Source organism: Serratia marcescens subsp. marcescens ATCC 13880 (assembly GCF_017299535.1).
Classification (GTDB): Bacteria; Pseudomonadota; Gammaproteobacteria; order Enterobacterales; family Enterobacteriaceae; genus Serratia; species Serratia marcescens.
The window spans coordinates 1,452,884-1,470,319 of the sequence record NZ_CP071238.1 but is presented as its reverse complement, the minus strand read 5'-3'; the positions used below and the strand labels follow the sequence as shown (position 1 = coordinate 1,470,319).

Sequence of the window (17,436 nt, the reverse complement as noted above, 5' to 3'; positions counted from 1 at the left end):
CCTCAGCGCCCCAGATATACCTCAATAACTCGCTCATCGGCCTGCACCTGCGCCAGCGATCCTTCCGCCAGCACCTGCCCCTGATGCAGCACCGTTACGCGATCGGCGATGGTCTCCACAAACCCCATATCGTGCTCCACCACCATCAGCGAATGCTTGCCCGCCAGCTCGCGGAACAGTTCGGCGGTGTAGTCGGTTTCGGCGTCGGTCATGCCGGCCGCCGGCTCGTCGAGCAGCAGCAGGTGCGGCTCCTGCACCAGCAGCATGCCGATCTCGAGAAACTGTTTCTGCCCGTGGGACAGCAGCCCGGCGGGCCGGTGGCGTTCATGCCCCAGCCGCAGGGTCTTCAGCATCTCGTCGATGCGGTCGCGCTGTTCGCTGCTCAGGCGGGCGCGCAGGCAGGCCCACACCGACTTACGGGTTTTCTGGGCGATCTCCAGATTTTCGAACACCGTCAGCGCCTCGAACACCGTCGGTTTTTGAAACTTGCGGCCGATGCCGGCGTGGGCGATCTGCATCGGCGCCAGCCGGGTCAGATCGACGGTCTGATCGTAAAACACCCTGCCGCTGTCCGGCCGGGTCTTACCGGTGATCACATCCATCAGCGTGGTCTTGCCGGCGCCGTTGGGGCCGATCACGCAGCGCAGTTCGCCGACGCCAATGCGCAGCGACAGATCGGTCAGCGCGCGAAAACCGTCGAAGCTGACGTTGACGTTGTCGAGCTGCAGCACCGGATCGGTTTGCTGCCGGTATTTATCCGCCGGCAGCGGGTGGGTAAACAGTTCGTCGGTCACTTGCATCGCCTTCATGAGCTTTTCCTCCGACGCAGCAGGCCAATCACTCCTTTCGGGAGAAACAGCGTGACGACGATAAACATCAGGCCGAGGAAGAACTGCCAGTATTCGGGAATGGCCATGGTGAACCAGCTCTTGGCGCCGTTGACGATGCCGGCGCCGAGCAGCGGCCCCACCAGGGTGCCGCGCCCGCCGAGGGCGACCCAAATGGCGGCCTCGATCGAGTTGGTCGGCGACATTTCGCCGGGGTTGATGATGCCGACCTGCGGCACATAGAGCGCGCCGGCCAGCCCGCACAGCACCGCCGACAGCGTCCAGACGAACAGCTTGAAGCCCTTCGGATCGTAGCCGCAGAAGGTCAGGCGGTTTTCCGCATCGCGCACCGCGGTCAGCACCCGGCCGAACTTGCTGCGCGCCAGCGCAAAGCCGATGGCCAGGCTGGCGGCCAGCAGCAGCACCGTCGCCAGGAACAGCGCCACCCGCGTGCCGGCGGCGGTGATGGGAAAGCCGAGCAGCGTGGTGAAACCGGTAAAGCCGTTATTGCCGCCGAAACCGGTCTCGTTGCGAAAGAACAGCAGCATGCCGGCATAGGTCAGCGCCTGGGTCATGATCGAGAAGTACACCCCTTTGATTTTCGAGCGAAAGGCGAAGTAGCCGAACAGGAAAGCCAACAGGCCCGGCACCAGCACGATCAGGCACAGCGCCCAGGCGAAATGCTGGGTGCCGCTCCAGAACCACGGCAGCTCGTTCCAGGAGAGGAACGCCATAAACGCCGGCAGCCCGTCGCCCGCCGCCTGCCGCATCAGGTACATGCCCATGGCGTAGCCGCCGAGCGCGAAGAACAGCCCGTGGCCGAGCGACAGCAGCCCGGCATAGCCCCACACCAGATCGAGCGCCACCGCCACCACCGCGTAGCACAGGATCTTGCCCGCCAGCGTCAGGGTATAGGTGGACACCGCCAGCGGATGATCCGCCGGCAACAGCGTCATGAACGGCATCACCAGCAGCGCCAGCAACGCCAACCCGCCGATGCTCAACGCCAGCCGGGGCGCTTTCTGCACGCCGGTTACGGTCAATGGTTGGCTCATCAGTCAATCACCCTGCCCTTAAGGGCGAACAGCCCCTGCGGACGCTTTTGAATAAACAGAACGATCAGCACCAGGATCAGGATCTTGCCCAGCACGGCGCCGATCTGCGGCTCGAGGATCTTGTTGACGATGCCGAGACCGAAGGCCGCCGCCACCGTCCCCGCCAGTTGGCCGACGCCGCCGAGCACCACCACCAGGAACGAGTCGATAATGTAACCTTGCCCCAGCTCCGGCCCGACGTTGCCCAACTGCGACAGCGCCACCCCGCCAAGCCCGGCGATGCCGGATCCCAGCCCGAAGGCCAGCATGTCCACCCGGCCGGTGGGCACGCCGCAGCAGGCCGCCATCGCGCGGTTTTGCGTCACCGCGCGCACGTTCATGCCGAGCCGGGTTTTGTTCAGCAGCAGCCAGGTCAACGCCAGCACCAGCAGCACGAACGCGATCACCGCAATGCGGTTCCACGGCAACACCAGATTCGGCAACAGCTGCACGCCACCCGACAGCCACGCCGGGTTGGCGACCTCGACGTTCTGCGCGCCGAACAACACTCGCACCAGTTGGATCAGCACCAGGCTGATGCCCCAGGTGGCCAGCAGGGTTTCCAGCGGCCGGCCGTACAGGTGGCGGATCACCGTACGCTCAAGCGCCATGCCGATCCCGGCGGTGATGGCGAACGCCACCGGCAGCGCCGCCAGCGGATAGAGCGCCAGCCACTGCGGCGCAAATTGCTGAAACACCCCCTGCACCAGATAGGCCGAATAGGCGCCGAGCATCAGCATTTCGCCGTGCGCCATATTGATGACGCCGAGCAGGCCGTAGGTGATCGCCAGGCCGAGCGCCGCCAACAGCAGGATCGAGCCGAGCGACAGGCCGCTGAACGCCTGGCCGAGCAGATCACCGATCATCAGGCGGTGCTGCACGCGCTGCAGGCTGCGTTGCGCCTCGGCGCGCACCGCGGCGTCCGGCTCATTGGCCGCGTCGGTCAAGGCCTGCAGCCGCGCGCGGGTTTCCGGCTCGCCCGACTCCCCCAGCAGTTGCACCGCATTGAAGCGCACCTGCGGGCTGGCGTCGGTCAATTGCAGGTTCGCCAGCGCAATGCTCAGCGCGTCGCGTACCTGCGGGTCTTTCTCCTGCGCCAGCCGCCGGGTCAACAGCGGCAACTGCTCGCCCTGCGCCTCGCGCTGCAGCGCGGTCGCCGCCTGCAGCCGCACCGCCGCGTCCGCGCTGACCAACCGCTGCGCTGACAGCGCGTTGGCGATCAGAATGCGCAGCCGGTTGTTCAGCCACACCTTCTTCGGCTCGCCAACCGGGGCCGCCTCACCTTCAAGCGGCAGATAGCGGTCGCCCTGGCGGATAAAGGCGCGTTTCGCCCCGTCGATCGCCACGGTTTCCTGCTGCAGCCCCTGCAGCAACGGCAGGCGAGCGGCGTCCGGCTCGGCCGCCCACGCCTGCAGCAGTTTGGCCTGCTGCGCGCGATTGGCCGCCGCGAACTCATCGGCCGGCCCGGCCTGCGCCAGCAGGGGCCAGGCGCACAACAGCCACAGCCCGACGCGCAAAAAGGATAAAAACGGAGATTGCATCAGCTGCCTCTTCTGTTGGGCCGGCGCGCGTCGAGCCGCGCCGGCGCTGAGTGACGTTACTTGCCGCCTTTCACCGGGTAATCCGGTTTTTTGTCGTTACCGGCGATATAGGGACTCCACGGCTGCGCGCGCACCGGCGCTTCGGTCTGCCACACCACGTTGAACTGCCCGTTGCCCTCGATTTCGCCAATCATCACCGGTTTGTGCAGGTGGTGATTGGTCTTGTCCATGGTCAGCGTGAAGCCCGACGGCGCGGCGAAGGTTTGCCCGGCCATCGCGGCGCGCACCTTATCGACGTCGGTGGTACCGGCCTTTTCCACCGCCTGCGCCCACATGTGGAGGCCGACGTAGGTGGCTTCCATCGGGTCGTTGGTCACCGCGGTGGCGTAATTCGGCAGATTGTGCGCCTTGGCGTAGGCTTTCCACTGGCTGACAAACTGTTTGTTGGTCGGGTTATCCAGCGATTCGAAGTAGTTCCAGGCCGCCAGGTTGCCCACCAGCGGTTTGGTGTCGATGCCGCGCAGCTCCTCCTCGCCGACCGAGAAGGCGATCACCGGCACGTCGGTGGCCTTGACGCCCTGGTTGGCGAGTTCTTTGTAGAACGGCACGTTGGAATCGCCGTTGATGGTGGAGATCACCGCGGTATTGCCGCCGGCGGCGAACTTCTTGATGTTGGCGACGATGGTCTGGTAATCGCTGTAGCCGAACGGCGTATAGACCTCTTCGATATCCTTGTCCTGCACGCCTTTGCTGTGCAGGAAGGCGCGCAGGATCTTGTTGGTGGTGCGCGGATAGACGTAATCGGTGCCCAGCAGGAAGAAGCGCTTGGCGCCGCCGCCGTCCTCGCTCAGCAGGTATTCCACCGCCGGGATCGCCTGCTGGTTTGGCGCCGCGCCGGTGTAGAACACGTTCGGCGACATCTCTTCGCCTTCGTATTGCACCGGATAGAACAACAGTCCGTTCAGCTCCTCAAACACCGGCAGCACCGACTTGCGCGACACCGAGGTCCAGCAGCCGAACACCGCCGCCACCTTGTCCTGGCTCAGCAGCTGGCGCGCCTTTTCGGCGAACAGCGGCCAGTTGGAGGCCGGATCCACCACCACCGGCTCCAGCTTTTTGCCGAGCACCCCGCCTTTGGCGTTGATCTCGTCGATGGTCATCAGCGCCACATCCTTCAGCGGCGTCTCGGAAATCGCCATGGTGCCGGAGAGCGAACTCAGAATGCCGACCTTGATGGTGTCGGCGGCCTGCGCGCTCCAGGCCAGGCCCATGCCGATCGCGGCGGCGGACAGCGCAAAAGCTTTGATAAAACGACGACGTTGCATAGTTCAAACTCCTGATGTGTGTGAAATCAAAATTGTTGCGCCGAGCGCGCAGGCTGCTGAGCCCGCGCCTGGTGCAACATGTGCAGCGTTATTTTTCGTACCTCTGCCTTGCTGACGGCGATGTGCTCGCCGAGCAGCGTTTGCGCCGCCCCGCTTTGCCGCTGCAGGATCGCCTGCAAAATGGCGGCGTGCTCGCGGTAGGTGGCGTCCACCCGCGCCTGCTGGGTGAAATCCAGCCGGCGAATGATGCGGATCTTTTCGGTCAGTTCGCGGTGAATGCGCGCCATTTCGCCGTTGCCCGCCGCGGCCACCAACGCCTGATGAAACTGCTCATCGTGCTGCGACACCGCCTTGCCGTCCGCCAGGCGCGGCGCTTCGGTCCAAAAACGGCTCAGCGCCGCCAGCGCGTCCGGCGTTTCCCCGGCCGGGCGTTCGCACAGCCGTTTCACCGCCTCTTGTTCCAGCACGATGCGCAGGTCGTACAGCTCTTCGAAGTAGGCGAAGTCGAACGACCGCACCTGCCAGCCGCTGCGAAACAGCACCTCGACATAGCCTTCGCGCTCCAGCCGAAACAGCGCCTGACGCACCGGCGTGCGGCTGGCCGCCATGCGCTGCGCCACGTCGCTTTCGCTGAAGCGATCGCCTGGCAGCAGGCGAAACTCGAAGATGTCGGCCTTGAGCTGCAGATAAATGCGCTCCGCCAGCCCTTCCGGGCGCGCCTTGTGCTCTCCGTTGGTGATTTGCATCATCGCCCCTCCGTTCAGACCGCTTTTTCCAGCCACAGCAGGGCGTCGCCCGGCCCGACCGGCCGCCCCTGCCGGCAGCTGATGCGTTTAACGATCCCGGCGCGCGGCGCGGTGACCGCCAGCTCCATTTTCATCGCCTCGACCACGATCAGCGGCTGCCCGGCCGCCACCGCCTGCCCCGGTTCCACCAGGATCTTCCACACGCTGCCGTTCAGATCGGCGCTGACCAGATCGCCGTCGATGGCGTCTTCTTCCTCCGGCGGCAACAGCTGCGCCTCGGCCTCGTCGTCATCGCTGCGCCAGCGCGCCACTTCGGCGCTGAACGCCTGTTGTTGGCGATGCTGGAAGTCGGCGATCGCCTCGGCGTTGTCGGCCAGGAAACGGGTGTAGGCAGCGAAGTCGAACTCGCTCTCTTCGATGCGCACCTGCATGCGCCCTTCACGGAACGCTTCGCGCTGCTCGTCCAACTCTTGCTCGCTGACCGGATAGAAGCGCACCTGATCGAAGAAGCGCAGCAGCCAGGGTTCACCGGCGGTGAACTGCGGGTTTTTGAGAAACTTGTTCCAGATCGGCAGCGTGCGCCCGACCAGCTGGTAACCGCCCGGCGAGTCCATGCCGTAGATGCACATGTACATGCCGCCGATGCCGACCGTCCCTTCGGCGGTGTGGGTGCGCGCCGGGTTATATTTGGAGCTCAGCAGGCGATGGCGCGGATCGAGCGGCACCGCGCAGGGCGCGCCGAGGTAGACGTCTCCCAGCCCGAGGATCAGGTAGCTGGCGTCGAACAGAATGTCGCGCACCTGCTCGCGTTGGCTCAGACCGTTGATGCGCTGAATGAAATCGACGTTGTTCGGCAGCCAGGGCGCCGAGGCGCGCACCGTCTGCTGATAACGATCCACCGCCCCCAGCGTGGCCGAATCCTCGAACGCCATCGGCAGCCAGACGGTGCGCGTTGGCACCTTCAGGCGGCTGACGTCCCCCAGCGCCCGTTCGCGCGCCAGCAGACGCTGCAACAGGTCGGCCTGGCTTATCAGCCGGCTGTCGTAGCGGATCTGCAGCGAACGCACGCCCGGCGCCAGCTCAGCCACACCCGGGATCGCCTCCTGCCGCAGCGACTGCATCAGCAGATGTATGCGCAGCCGCAGCGCCAGATCGAGCACATTGTCGCCGTACTCCATCAGGATGTAGCCGTCCCCCGCCTGGCGATACGCCACCGCTGGGCGCCCGTCCGCCGCCGGCAGCGCCGCCAGCACCGCGGCGGAAACGCTATCCGCCGGGGCCAGATCCGGCGGCGGCAGGGTGATGGCCTTCACCGCCGCCAGCGCTTCGATGCTGCCGAGCTGCGCCTGCTCCAGCGACTGCGCCTGCCGGAAGCCGATCGGATGGAACCGGATGCGGTCGCCCGGCTTCACCTGCCCCACTTTCCACAGTTCGGCCTTGGCGATGGTCACCGGGCAGACGAAGCCGCCAAGGCTCGGCCCGTCGCGGGTCAGGATCACCGGGAAGTCGCCGGTGAAGTTGATGGCGCCGATGGCGTACTCACAGTCGTGCACGTTGGAAGGATGCAAACCGGCCTCGCCGCCGTCCTCCCGCGCCCACTCGGGCTTCGGCCCCGCCAGGCGCACGCCGAGGCGGTTGGAGTTGTAATGCACCTGCCAGTCGGTGGCGAAGAAGGCCTCTATCGATTCAGCGGTGAAAAAGTCCGGCGCGCCGTGCGGCCCGTACAGCACGCCGATGTGCCACTGGTCACCGTAGTGCGGGATCAGGCTGTCATCCATCGCCTGCGGCGCGGCGATCGGCGCCGGCGTAGTGCAGGCCGCCAGCGCCGGTTGGGCGATCGCCAGCATGTCCGCCACCCGCAAGGTGCGCCCGGCGTGGCCGCCGAACTGGCCCAGCGCGAAGGTGGAGCGGCTGCCGAGATACACCGGCACGTCAAAGCCGTTGCGTACCGCCAGATAGGTGCGGCAGCCGTGCGTGGCGCGCCCCAGCGTCAATACCTGCCCGGCCCGCACCGCGATCGGCCGCCAGTAGGCAACCGCCTCGCCATCCAGATCGGCCGGGCAGCTCGCGCCCGTCAGCGCGATGGTGGCGTCGCAGTGAAAGCGCAGCGTCGGCCCCTGCAGGGTAAACTCCAGCCCGGCCGCCGCCGGGTGGTTGCCGACGATGCGGTTGGCCAGCCGAAACGCGAAGTCGTCCATCGGGCCGGACGGCGGCACGCCGATGTCCCAATAGCCGAGGCGGCCGGGATAATCCTGCACGCTGCTGTAGGTGCCGGGTTGCAGCACTTCGAGGCAGTGCGGCTGGAAACGCAAATCGTCCAGCAGGCGCGTCCAGACGTCGCCACGCTGAAATTGCGGCGTGGCGATCACCTGCCGCAGATAGTCGAGGTTGGTGGCGATGCCGTGCAAACGGGTCGCCGCCAGCGCCACGCGCAATTTTTCCAGCGCCTGCGCCCGATCGGCGCCGTGCACGATCAGCTTGGCGATCATCGGGTCGTAAAACGCCGACACTTCGCTGCCGGTCGCCACCCAACCGTCGAGGCGCACGTCGTCAGGGAAATGCACCTCGGTCAGCACGCCGGGACTGGGCTGGAAGTTTTTCAGCGGATCTTCGGCGTAGAGGCGCACCTCGATCGCCGCGCCCTGCGGCGTGCGCTGCAACGCCGCCCAATCCAGCGCGTCGCCCGCCGCCACCTGCAGCATGCATGCGATCAGATCCAGGCCAGTGACCATTTCGGTGACCGGGTGCTCGACCTGTAAGCGGGTGTTCACCTCCAGGAAATAAAACTCGTCGCGCGCGGCGTCATAGATAAACTCTACGGTGCCGGCGCTGCGGTAATTCACCGACTCGCCCAGCGCCACCGCCGCCCGGTGCAGCGCCTGGCGGGTCGCCGCCGGCAGATGCGGCGCCGGGGTTTCCTCCACCACCTTTTGGTTGCGCCGCTGCAGCGAACAGTCGCGCTCGCCGAGCGCCGCCACCCGCCCCTGGCCGTCGCCGAAAATCTGCACCTCGACGTGGCGCGCCCGATCGACGAAGCGTTCGATAAAGGCGCCGGCGTCGCGGAAGAACTGCTCTCCCAGCCGTTTGACGCTGTCGTACGCGTCGCGCAGCGCCGCCTCGTCGTCACAGCGCGTCAGGCCTATGCCGCCGCCGCCGGCGGTGCTTTTCAGCATCACCGGGTAGCCGATGCGCGCGGCGGCCGAGACCGCCTGCTCAACGCTCTCCAGCAAGCCGGTGCCCGGCGTCATCGGCACCCCGGCCAACGCCGCCAGCTCGCGCGCCCGGTGCTTGAGGCCGAACTCGCGCATCTGCGCCGCCGTCGGGCCGATAAAGGCGATGCCCGCCGCTTCGCAGGCGTCGGCAAACTCGGCGCTCTCGGACAAAAAGCCGTAGCCGGGGTAGATCGCCTGTGCGCCGGTGGCGGCGGCCGCCGCGAGGATCTTGTCGATGCGCAGATAACTGTCGGCGGCCTTGTCGCCGCCGAGCGCCACCGCCCTGTCAGCTTCGGTGACGTGCGGCGCATTGCGGTCGGCGTCGGAGTAGACCGCCACGCTGGTTACGCCCAGGCGTTTCAGGGTGCGAATGGCGCGGCAGGCGATTTCGCCGCGGTTAGCGATCAGTACGGTAGTAAACATGTTCATGCCCCCTCAACGCTGGCGAGATAATCACGCCAGCCGCCAAACTCAGTGATATCCGTGGCGCCTTCCAGCGCCCAGGCTTCGCAGATGAACCCCTTCACCCGTCGGCCGTCCGCCAGCAGCAGCGTGCCGATGCCCAATGGCGCCGGGATTTCCGCCACAAACTCGCCGAAACGGGCCAGCGGGATGTCCCACAGCTCAACGCGGATCGCCGCCCCCTGCGCCGCGCGCGCCAGCCCCGGCTTCGGCGGCTCGGTATCGGCCAACGCGTACAGGCGGTAACAGGGAGCGGTGACGGTTTGTTCCACCCGCACCGCATCGCGCTGCGTCAGTTGGACGTTGAGCGGCATGCCGCTAAGGTGAGCGCCCACTACCGCCAGACGCACGTGTCCCGAAGACGAGGCCGGCGCCGGCTGCGGCGGCAATGCCCGGCCGATAGCGCCGAGCGGCAAGGCGCATTGCCATTGCCAGCGCAGGCCAAACGCCGCCAGCGCCCGGTCATGCCAGGCGGGCGCAATCAGGGTGATGCCCGCCGGCAGACCGTCTTCGCGCAGCGGCCCTGGCAGCGCCAGCGCGCTCAGATCGGCCAGGTTGGTGAAATTGGTGTAAGTGCCGAACTGCGAATTGAACAGCACCGGCTCCTGCGCCATCTCCGCCAGGGTGCGGATAGTGGGCGCGGTCGGCACCACCAGCGCGTCGAACGGCGCCAGCCGCTGGGCGATTTGCCGCGCCAGCTCGGCGCGCAGGTATTCCGCCTTGTAGGCGTCGCAGGCGCTGTAGCCGAGGCCGTTGCCGACGATGCCGCGCACCACCGGATCGATGGCCTGCGGGCTCGCTTCCAGCACCTGCTCAATCGCCACGGTGCGCTCCGCCACCCAGGGGCCGTAATACAGCTGTTCCGCCAGGGTGCGAAACGGCGCGAAATCGAGGGGTTCCAGCGTGGCGCCGCCCGCCCGCAGCTGCGCCAACGCACGGTGAAACGCCCGCTCGGCCTGAACGTCGCCGAAAAACTCCAGCTGGGCGGGAACGGCGAAACGCGGCGCGGCGGGAATATCCGCCGGCGCGGTATGCGGATCGGCGCGGGAATACGGGTCTGCCGCGTCAAAGCCGCTCGCCAGCTCCGCCACCTGCGCGGCGTCGGCCACGGTCAACGCGAAGACCGACACCGTATCGTTCAACCGGCAAGCCGGCACCACGCCGCGGTTGGATAACCGCCCCTTGGTCGGCTTCAGCCCGACGATGTTGTTGAACCCGGCGGGCACGCGCCCCGAACCGGCGGTGTCGGTGCCCAGCGCGAACGCCACCAGGCCGCGCGCCACCACCGAGGCGGAGCCGGAGCTGGAACCGCCGCTGACGTAGCGGCTGTCGAAGCTGTTGACCACCGCGCCATACGGTGAGCGAGTGCCCACCAACCCGGTAGCGAACTGGTCGAGGTTGGTTTTACCGAGGGCGATCGCCCCGGCGGCGCGCAGGTGGGCGACCACGGCGGCGTCCGCCGCGGCCTGATAGGTGAACGCCGGGCAGGCGGCGCTGGTCGGCCAGCCGCCGACGTCGATATTGTCTTTGATGGCGAAGGGCACGCCGAACAGCGGCAGGCGGCTGAGATCGCCGGCGACCGCCGCCAGCCGTTGCGCCAGCTGTTGATACTGCTGCTCGCGCTGCGCCGGCGTGGCGAGATACAGCCAGGCGTTATCGTCCGGGTTCAGGCCGGCGACCAGCGTTTCGATCGTCGCACTGACGCAGGCGAGGCGCTCGCCCGCCGGACGGGTTTGATAATGGTGCTGCCATTCACTGAGGGTAAAACCGCACGCTTCAACAGGTTCGCTCATCGACTGAATTCCATCTGGTACACAAGATGGGATTCAACAGAGCAACCGGCGTGCCAATTTTTAATCTCATGATTTCAATAAATTATAATTAAAACTTATGACGGCGGCGGCGAACGGGCTGCACCAGCGGCGCGCAGCGGGGGAACAAAAAGAGTGCAATGGCGGGATGGCGCAGAGAAAAAACCGGGGCGACGACACTCGCCGCCCCGGAGGTCGATGGGGCTCAGTCGTTGATGCGTTTCAAATCGACCGGCGTAATGCAGTAGGTCTGTTGCTTGCCCTTCTCCGCCAACCGCAGGTGCTGCATTTCGTTGACGATCGCCAGACGGTTGTCCGGCTCTTCATGCCGCAGATGGATCACCTCACCGCCGTAGCCTGACAACGGCAACACCCAAGTTTTCGCCGGTTGATTCTGGCTGCCGATGACGTCGTAACTGAGCAAGATATTGCCGTCCGCATCCGTCACGCTGAGGAAGGCGTAGCTGTCGGTGAAGTAGTGGTGAGCAATCCCCGCCGCCAGCGTCACAGTCACGGTTTTTTTCACCAGATCGACGGCGCAGGTCAGAAACTGGCGATCGCCAATCCCTTTGCACGCCACGGTAAACGCATTGCCGACGTTAGCGCCCGGCGGCGTATTGTCGGCCGGCAGGCAATCCCGATAGGTCGCCAACAATGACTCGCGCTGCGGCTCGGCAAAGGCGCCGATCGCCAGATAAATATCATCCTTGAACGACGACGACGGCGCGTAGTAAGCCGGCAGCAGGTGGCGCAAACGCTGCGCCGCCTGTTCCAGGCGCGCCAGCAGCGCTTGCTCGGGATCGCCGGGCAACGCCGGATTTTTCAGCCCGCTGGTTTCGATACGCAGCACGTTGGTTTTGTTTTTGTTATCGATGACGCCGGCCGCCGGCGGATTCAAACGCACCCGGCTCGGCTCCACATGGTAAATCTCGATGTCATCACCCTCGGCAAACGGCAGCTCGTCATGACTTAACGTAGCCTGAGTGCCCTGAATCTCCTTGCTGAAGCGCACCGCGCCCTGCCGATCGCGCAGCGTCACCCGAGCATAGGTTTCACCGGGGAAGTAGGCGTGCGGCGTGGTGCTGGTCACGTCAACCACCACCGCCCCTTTGGCGCGATCGACGAGCACGGTGGCGAAGACCGCATCGCTCAGGCCCAACAGGTTGATCTCCTGCGAAACGATCGGCGAAGCGGCTTTGCGCTCGAAACGAAGCGTCACCGCGTTTTTCCCCTGCTTCACCGTCAGGTAACCCGCCGTCGGCCGATATTTGCGATCTTTGCCGGTCGGCAACCGCAAGGTATACACGCCGATCGGCAGCGCAGTCAGGGCCAGGGTCGGCGCGTCGATACGGATTTTGTGGGCATAGCGCGCCCCTTCCATCAGGACAAGATCCTCACCGTAGATCTGCGCAAAATCATCGATATCCAGACTCAGGGTGACGTCGCCTTTCAGCCCGCTCGCCTTGAGCTGACAAGAATCGACCAGCCGCAGCGAGGAATCCAGTTTCAGCTGCGCCTGCAGCGCCGGCAAACTCTGCGCGTCCACCAGTTGATACAGCGGATACACCGCCTTGGCGTGGCTGAACGCGTTGCGGTCGCGCTGCGCTTGGGTGATCACGCCGCCGGTCAGCTCGACGAACGGCGTCACATCGATTTGCTCGCCGGCCGCGGCGAAGCTTGCCGACAGCAGATCCAGCAAGGCATGTTCCGACGGCACGAAACCCGGCGTGTTGCAGCTTTGGCGATATTGCTGATTAAAGTGCGTGAAGGCGTTCTTGCCTGCCTTGTCGACCATCAGCATCGCGAAGAACAGCTTGGAGCGCAGATCCCACTGGTTGAGCGGCGTACCCTGAGCGATCAAATCGATGATTTTCTTCTCGACACCGGCCGCGTTGCCGTAGTTATACAGCCACCCCTCCTGGTATTTGCGTTCCCCCAGCATCACGTCCTGATAGCAAGCGGCATAAATATTGTTCCACATCTCACCGGTGGAGAAATATTTGTCGCCCATAAAGTGCCCCTGATAGCCGTGCGCGATCTCATGCAGGCTGCCCCAGTTGCTGTCTTTCGGCGTCAGCCAGAAACTGCTGACCGAGTTGCTGGTTTCCGCCGTCCAGCGGCCGCCGTAATACGCGGCGCCGGCGCCGTGCTTATCGGCCTTCATAAAGTAGCGGTTGCGAATATTGCGATCGGATTCGTGTTCAGCCTCGAACGAGACGCCGGTCAGCGCATTATAGAAAGTGAAAATGCGATCGTAGTAGGCGATCAGCCCGTCGATGTTTTTCGCGTCGCCCAGCGACTTCAGCGCCGGTTTACTGATTTTCGGCACCAGCAACACAGCGTACTCCGCATCGACCAGGGCAAACTCGGCGTCCCGCTCGTCCCAGCGGGCAAAGAACGCGGCTTCGTTTTCGCCACGGCGATAAACCGGCAGCGCTTTCGCCGTGTCCGGATACTCGAACTCCAGCGCCGGCTCGCCCTGCCCATACGGCGTATCGATGAACGGCACCGAGACGGCATTGACTTGGGCCTCGACCCAGCTCGCGCCGACGCTGAATTCCGCCTCCGTTTTGCTGTCGTCATTCAGCAAGCGTAGCGTTAACTTGCCGGTAAACGCCGCGTTGGTCTGGCGTACTCGCAGCACCTGCCCGGCGGCGAGAATGATGCCCAGATGCTGGCGATCGTGATCGATGCCCTTGCTCATGCCCGCCGCATCCAGCCAGACCGGCCGGGTCAACGTGTAAAGTGATTGGGTTTTCGTGATGGTTGGCATCCTGCTTTCCTCATGGTTTGGGTGATTGAATTGACCATGAGAAAGTAACCGGACGGGCGGCACGCCCTCCATCGATGACGGGTGGCTGAGGGCCAGTACAACAACGGCGGGCGGGAGAACGGCAATAAAAAAGGCGCAACCTTGCGATTGCGCCTGATGTTCGGTGAACGCTGCGCGTTACTCGCCGCGAATGCGCTGCGCCAGCCCTTTGAGGAAGTAGCGCAGCATCTGATCGCCGCACGGGCGGTAGTTCTTGGTGCCCTCTTTGCGGAACAGCGCGCTCAGCTCCGGCTTGGAGATGCGGAAGTCCACCGCGGTGAAAATCTGGTGCATATCGGTGTCTTTCAGCTCGAACGCCACGCGCAGCTTTTTCAGCACCAGATTGTTGGTGATCGGCAGTTCAACCGCCGGCGCCGGGAACTTGTCGTCCTTGCCGCGCTTGAAGAACACCAGGCCGTTGAGGAAGTGCGCCATCACTTCGTCCGGGCACTTCTCGTAGCCCGGCTCGCCTTCTTTGATCACGTAAGCGTCCATCGCCGACACCGCCACCTCGAAATCGTCCAGTTTGATAATCTCGACCATTTTGGCGTTGTTAATGCTCAGCATATAGCGCACGCTGCGCAGCACGTCGTTGTTCATCATGGGATTGCATTGCCTTATTTGTCTAACGGGGACGTGCGCATTGTAAAAAATGCCCCATACCCAAAATAATTGGAGTTGCATCGCGGCGGCAAATTTGTAAGCCCCCGGAGCATAGTTAACTATGTGACCGGGGCGCGCAAATGCAGCCAACAAAGAGGCAACTCCAAGTATGACGGGTATGGCCGCACACCTTGAATGTGCGGCAGTATAGGGATCGGAAAGGGGTTTCTCAATCGATTTGGCTTTTTTGCTGATACAGCGGGATGTCTTCGCCGATGATGTACTTGTTGCGCAGCATTGACGAGACCTTGTCCATGATCATCACCACCACCACCAGGATCAGAGTGATGAACATCACCACGTCCCAGTTCCACAGCCGCATGTTCTCCGCGTACACCAGGCCGATGCCGCCGGCGCCGACGAAGCCCAGCACCGCCGCAGAGCGGGTGTTGGACTCGATCTGATACAGGCTGAGCGCCAGGAAGGTGGGGAACGACTGGGTGAAAATGCCGTAGCGGTGCTTCTGCAACCCGTTGGCGCCCACCGCCGTCAGGCCGCGGCTGGGGGACTTGTCCACCGCCTCGTGCCCTTCGGCGTACAGTTTGCCCAACAGCCCGACGTCCTGCATCACGATAGCCAACACCCCGGCGAGCGGCCCCATGCCGACGGCGCGCACGAAGATCAGCCCCCAGATCGCCATGTCGATGCCGCGCAGCACGTCCAGCAAGCGGCGCACCAGCACCGAAATCGGCCGCAGCAGCGGCGTCGACATCACGTTGCGCGCGGCGAAGAACGACAGCGGCAGCGCGATCAGCGACGCGGTGATGGTGCCGGCGAACACGATGGCGATGGTGATGCCGATCTGCTGGAAGTAGTACATGAACGGCCAGTTGGCGAAGTCGAGCCAGACGAACATGCGCAGGAAATAGCGCCCCAACTGCTGGCAGCCGTTGATAAACTGCGGCCAGCTAATGCCGAAGACCAGGAAGAAGAACACGTAGTACAGCACGATCGCCAAGGCGATCAGGCCGACGGTGCGCAGGTAACGCCCCTGCTGCGCGAAGATCGCCGGATGCTGCTGTTTTAGCTGGCGCAGCGTTTCCGCCGACGCCGGAGTGCCCGCTATCATTTTGCCCCCTCCACCACGCGCTTGCGCAGCTCGCCCGACACGTAGTCGAGCACGGAAACCACCACGATGATCAGCAGCAGCGTCATGCTGACCTGATCGTAGCGGTCGAGTTTAATGTTGGTCATCAGCTCCTGGCCGATGCCGCCCGCCCCCACCAGCCCCAAAATGGTCGACTGACGGAAGTTGATCTCCAGCCGCATGAAGCTGTAGGAGAGAAACACCGGCTTCACCTGCGGCCACAGGCCGAAGCGCATGCGCTGCAGCGGCGTGGCGCCGCAGGCCGCCAGCCCGCGCACCGGCTTGTTGGAGGCGGTTTCGATCGATTCGTAGAACAGCTTGGTCAGGCTGCCGATGGTGTGCAGCGCCAGCGCCAGGAAGCCGGGAATGGCGCCGATGCCAAACGCCATCACGAACATCACCGCCCACGCCAGCTCCGGCATGGTGCGCAAGAACGCCACCAGCGTGCGGATCGCCAGCCGCACCGAGGCCGGGGTATAGGTGTTGCCGGCCGCCAGAAACGCCAGCACGGTCGCCACCAGCACCGAGAAAATGGTCGCCGCCAGCGCCAGCTGCAGGGTCTCCCAGATCAGCGGCAGCTGGATGTTCAGGCGATAGCCCCAGTAGGCCAGCGAGCCTTCGGTGCGCCCATCGGCGAACAGCAGGTTCCAGTGCAGCGTCGGCACGGTTTCGGCCAGATAGTCGAAGAAGTGCGGAATAGACACCCAGACGGTGTGCAGGTTGAACTCGGCGAGGTTGCCGGCGCCCAGGTACAACACCACCAGCCCGAGCGACCACAGCAGCGCTTCGCGCTTTTGCTTGCTGCGGATCCGTTGGTAATAGTGTGCGAAATCGGTATTCAATGCAGGTCTTCCATCTTGATGGAACAAGGGGTTCAGCATGCTGAACCCCTTCATTCGAACGGCCGAGGCAGCCGGGAATTAACGGTCGCCTTTGGTCAGCTCGCGCTTCATATCGATGATGGTCTGGTATTCCGCCAGGGTAGTGTCGCCGATGTGCTGTTTGCCGCCCATCGCTTTGATAAAGCACGCGTGATCGTCTTTATCCAGCTTCTTGATGGCGGTGACCACTTTGGCCTTGAAGTCGGCCGGCAGCGAGTTGCTCACCAGGATCGGGCCGTTCGGGATCAGCGGCGACTGCCAAATGATGCGGATCTGCTTCATCAGGTCCGGGTGATCCATGCGGATCATGCGGGTGAACGCGCCGCTGGTGTAGCCGGTGTTGTAGTCGCCAATCATCGACGCCCAGGTCACCGCGCCTTCGAACTGGCCGTTCAGCACGCCGAGGATGTCCTGCTCGTGGCCGCCGGAGAAGGTGACGCTGGAGAAGGTGTTGTTGTATTTGTTGTCGACCGTGCCGCCGAACAGCTTTTTAAACGCCTGGTTCGGGATCAGGAAGCCGGAGGTCGAATCCGGATCGGCGAAGCCGATGGCCTTGCCTTTCAGGTCTTCCAGTTTCTGGTACGGGCTGCCGGCCTTCACCACCACCACCGAGTGGTAGCCGCGCGACTGGTCAACGTCGTCGACCGCGATGCCGACGATGTCCACCGCTTTCGGATCCTTGATGTAGACCGAGGCGAACGACGACGGCGACATGCTCAGCACCAGGTCAATCTTGCCGCCCAGCAGGCCCTGGATCACGCCGGAATAGTCGGACGAGTTGCGCAGCTTGGTATCGACGTTCAACTCTTTGTCCAGGAACTGCTTCACGCATTGGTTATCGCCGATCTGCTGGGTGGCGTTCTGGCCGCCGAGAATGCCCAGGTTCAGCTCTTTCGGCGCATCCGCTGCGGCAGCATTAAATACCATCATCGCGCCGGCCATCAGGGTGGTCAGACTCAATACTTTTTTCATCAG

12 protein-coding genes are annotated in these 17,436 nt (G+C 64.3%); all 12 read right to left on the bottom strand.

Annotated features, from left to right (window positions below):
- Nucleotides 1-2: 2 nt before the first annotated feature.
- Nucleotides 3-809, bottom strand: a complete 807-nt coding sequence (gene urtD, locus J0F90_RS06955) for an urea ABC transporter ATP-binding protein UrtD (RefSeq protein WP_015377102.1) — start codon at nucleotides 807-809, stop codon at nucleotides 3-5.
- Entirely contained in the window at nucleotides 806-1,882 is a 1,077-nt protein-coding gene (gene urtC, locus J0F90_RS06950; RefSeq protein ID WP_025302022.1) for an urea ABC transporter permease subunit UrtC, read from the bottom strand. Before urtC ends, urtD begins: the two co-directional genes overlap by 4 nt.
- Complete coding sequence (gene urtB / locus J0F90_RS06945) at nucleotides 1,882-3,462, bottom strand: urea ABC transporter permease subunit UrtB (protein WP_033640969.1); 1,581 nt, start codon at nucleotides 3,460-3,462, stop codon at nucleotides 1,882-1,884. The genes urtC and urtB overlap by 1 nt, the downstream gene beginning before the upstream one ends.
- Nucleotides 3,463-3,518: 56 nt before the next feature.
- Nucleotides 3,519-4,787, bottom strand: coding sequence for an urea ABC transporter substrate-binding protein (gene urtA / locus J0F90_RS06940; protein ID WP_033640971.1), 1,269 nt, complete (start codon nucleotides 4,785-4,787; stop codon nucleotides 3,519-3,521).
- Nucleotides 4,788-4,813: 26 nt separating this feature from the next.
- Nucleotides 4,814-5,533 (bottom strand): GntR family transcriptional regulator, encoded by a 720-nt coding sequence (locus J0F90_RS06935; RefSeq protein ID WP_033641464.1) that lies wholly within the window; start codon nucleotides 5,531-5,533, stop codon nucleotides 4,814-4,816.
- Nucleotides 5,534-5,547: 14 nt separating this feature from the next.
- Nucleotides 5,548-9,168 carry an urea carboxylase gene (gene uca / locus J0F90_RS06930; RefSeq protein WP_033641465.1) on the bottom strand — a complete coding sequence of 1,207 codons (3,621 nt, stop codon included), beginning with the start codon at nucleotides 9,166-9,168 and terminating at the stop codon, nucleotides 5,548-5,550.
- Between the two features lie 2 nt (nucleotides 9,169-9,170).
- Nucleotides 9,171-11,000: an allophanate hydrolase gene (gene atzF, locus J0F90_RS06925; protein WP_033640972.1), complete on the bottom strand. Its 1,830-nt coding sequence runs from the start codon at nucleotides 10,998-11,000 to the stop codon at nucleotides 9,171-9,173.
- A 223-nt stretch (nucleotides 11,001-11,223) separates the two neighbouring features.
- Complete coding sequence (locus tag J0F90_RS06920; RefSeq protein ID WP_033640973.1) at nucleotides 11,224-13,791, bottom strand: putative mucin/carbohydrate-binding domain-containing protein; 2,568 nt, start codon at nucleotides 13,789-13,791, stop codon at nucleotides 11,224-11,226.
- A 177-nt stretch (nucleotides 13,792-13,968) separates the two neighbouring features.
- The gene (locus J0F90_RS06915; protein ID WP_016928588.1) at nucleotides 13,969-14,433 is read right to left on the bottom strand and encodes a YehS family protein; all 465 of its coding nucleotides are present in this window, start codon (nucleotides 14,431-14,433) and stop codon (nucleotides 13,969-13,971) included.
- Between the two features lie 229 nt (nucleotides 14,434-14,662).
- Complete coding sequence (phnE, locus tag J0F90_RS06910) at nucleotides 14,663-15,562, bottom strand: phosphonate ABC transporter, permease protein PhnE (protein WP_033640974.1); 900 nt, start codon at nucleotides 15,560-15,562, stop codon at nucleotides 14,663-14,665.
- A complete protein-coding gene (phnE, locus tag J0F90_RS06905; RefSeq protein WP_016928590.1) occupies nucleotides 15,559-16,422 on the bottom strand; it encodes a phosphonate ABC transporter, permease protein PhnE in 864 nt (287 codons plus the stop codon). The genes phnE (J0F90_RS06910) and phnE (J0F90_RS06905) overlap by 4 nt, the downstream gene beginning before the upstream one ends.
- A 78-nt stretch (nucleotides 16,423-16,500) precedes the next feature.
- Entirely contained in the window at nucleotides 16,501-17,433 is a 933-nt protein-coding gene (gene phnD / locus J0F90_RS06900) for a phosphonate ABC transporter substrate-binding protein (RefSeq protein ID WP_004939482.1), read from the bottom strand.
- Between the last annotated feature and the right edge of the window lie 3 nt (nucleotides 17,434-17,436).

Coding starts and splice junctions, on each gene's coding strand:
- phnE (WP_033640974.1), bottom strand. CDS start 15,562: ATGATAGCGGGCACTCCGGCGTCGGCGGAAACGCTGCGCCAGCTAAAA.
- urtA (WP_033640971.1), bottom strand. CDS start 4,787: ATGCAACGTCGTCGTTTTATCAAAGCTTTTGCGCTGTCCGCCGCCGCG.
- urtD (WP_015377102.1), bottom strand. CDS start 809: ATGAAGGCGATGCAAGTGACCGACGAACTGTTTACCCACCCGCTGCCG.
- atzF (WP_033640972.1), bottom strand. CDS start 11,000: ATGAGCGAACCTGTTGAAGCGTGCGGTTTTACCCTCAGTGAATGGCAG.
- urtC (WP_025302022.1), bottom strand. CDS start 1,882: ATGAGCCAACCATTGACCGTAACCGGCGTGCAGAAAGCGCCCCGGCTG.
- phnD (WP_004939482.1), bottom strand. CDS start 17,433: ATGAAAAAAGTATTGAGTCTGACCACCCTGATGGCCGGCGCGATGATG.
- J0F90_RS06935 (WP_033641464.1), bottom strand. CDS start 5,533: ATGCAAATCACCAACGGAGAGCACAAGGCGCGCCCGGAAGGGCTGGCG.
- J0F90_RS06920 (WP_033640973.1), bottom strand. CDS start 13,791: ATGCCAACCATCACGAAAACCCAATCACTTTACACGTTGACCCGGCCG.
- J0F90_RS06915 (WP_016928588.1), bottom strand. CDS start 14,433: ATGATGAACAACGACGTGCTGCGCAGCGTGCGCTATATGCTGAGCATT.
- uca (WP_033641465.1), bottom strand. CDS start 9,168: ATGTTTACTACCGTACTGATCGCTAACCGCGGCGAAATCGCCTGCCGC.
- urtB (WP_033640969.1), bottom strand. CDS start 3,462: ATGCAATCTCCGTTTTTATCCTTTTTGCGCGTCGGGCTGTGGCTGTTG.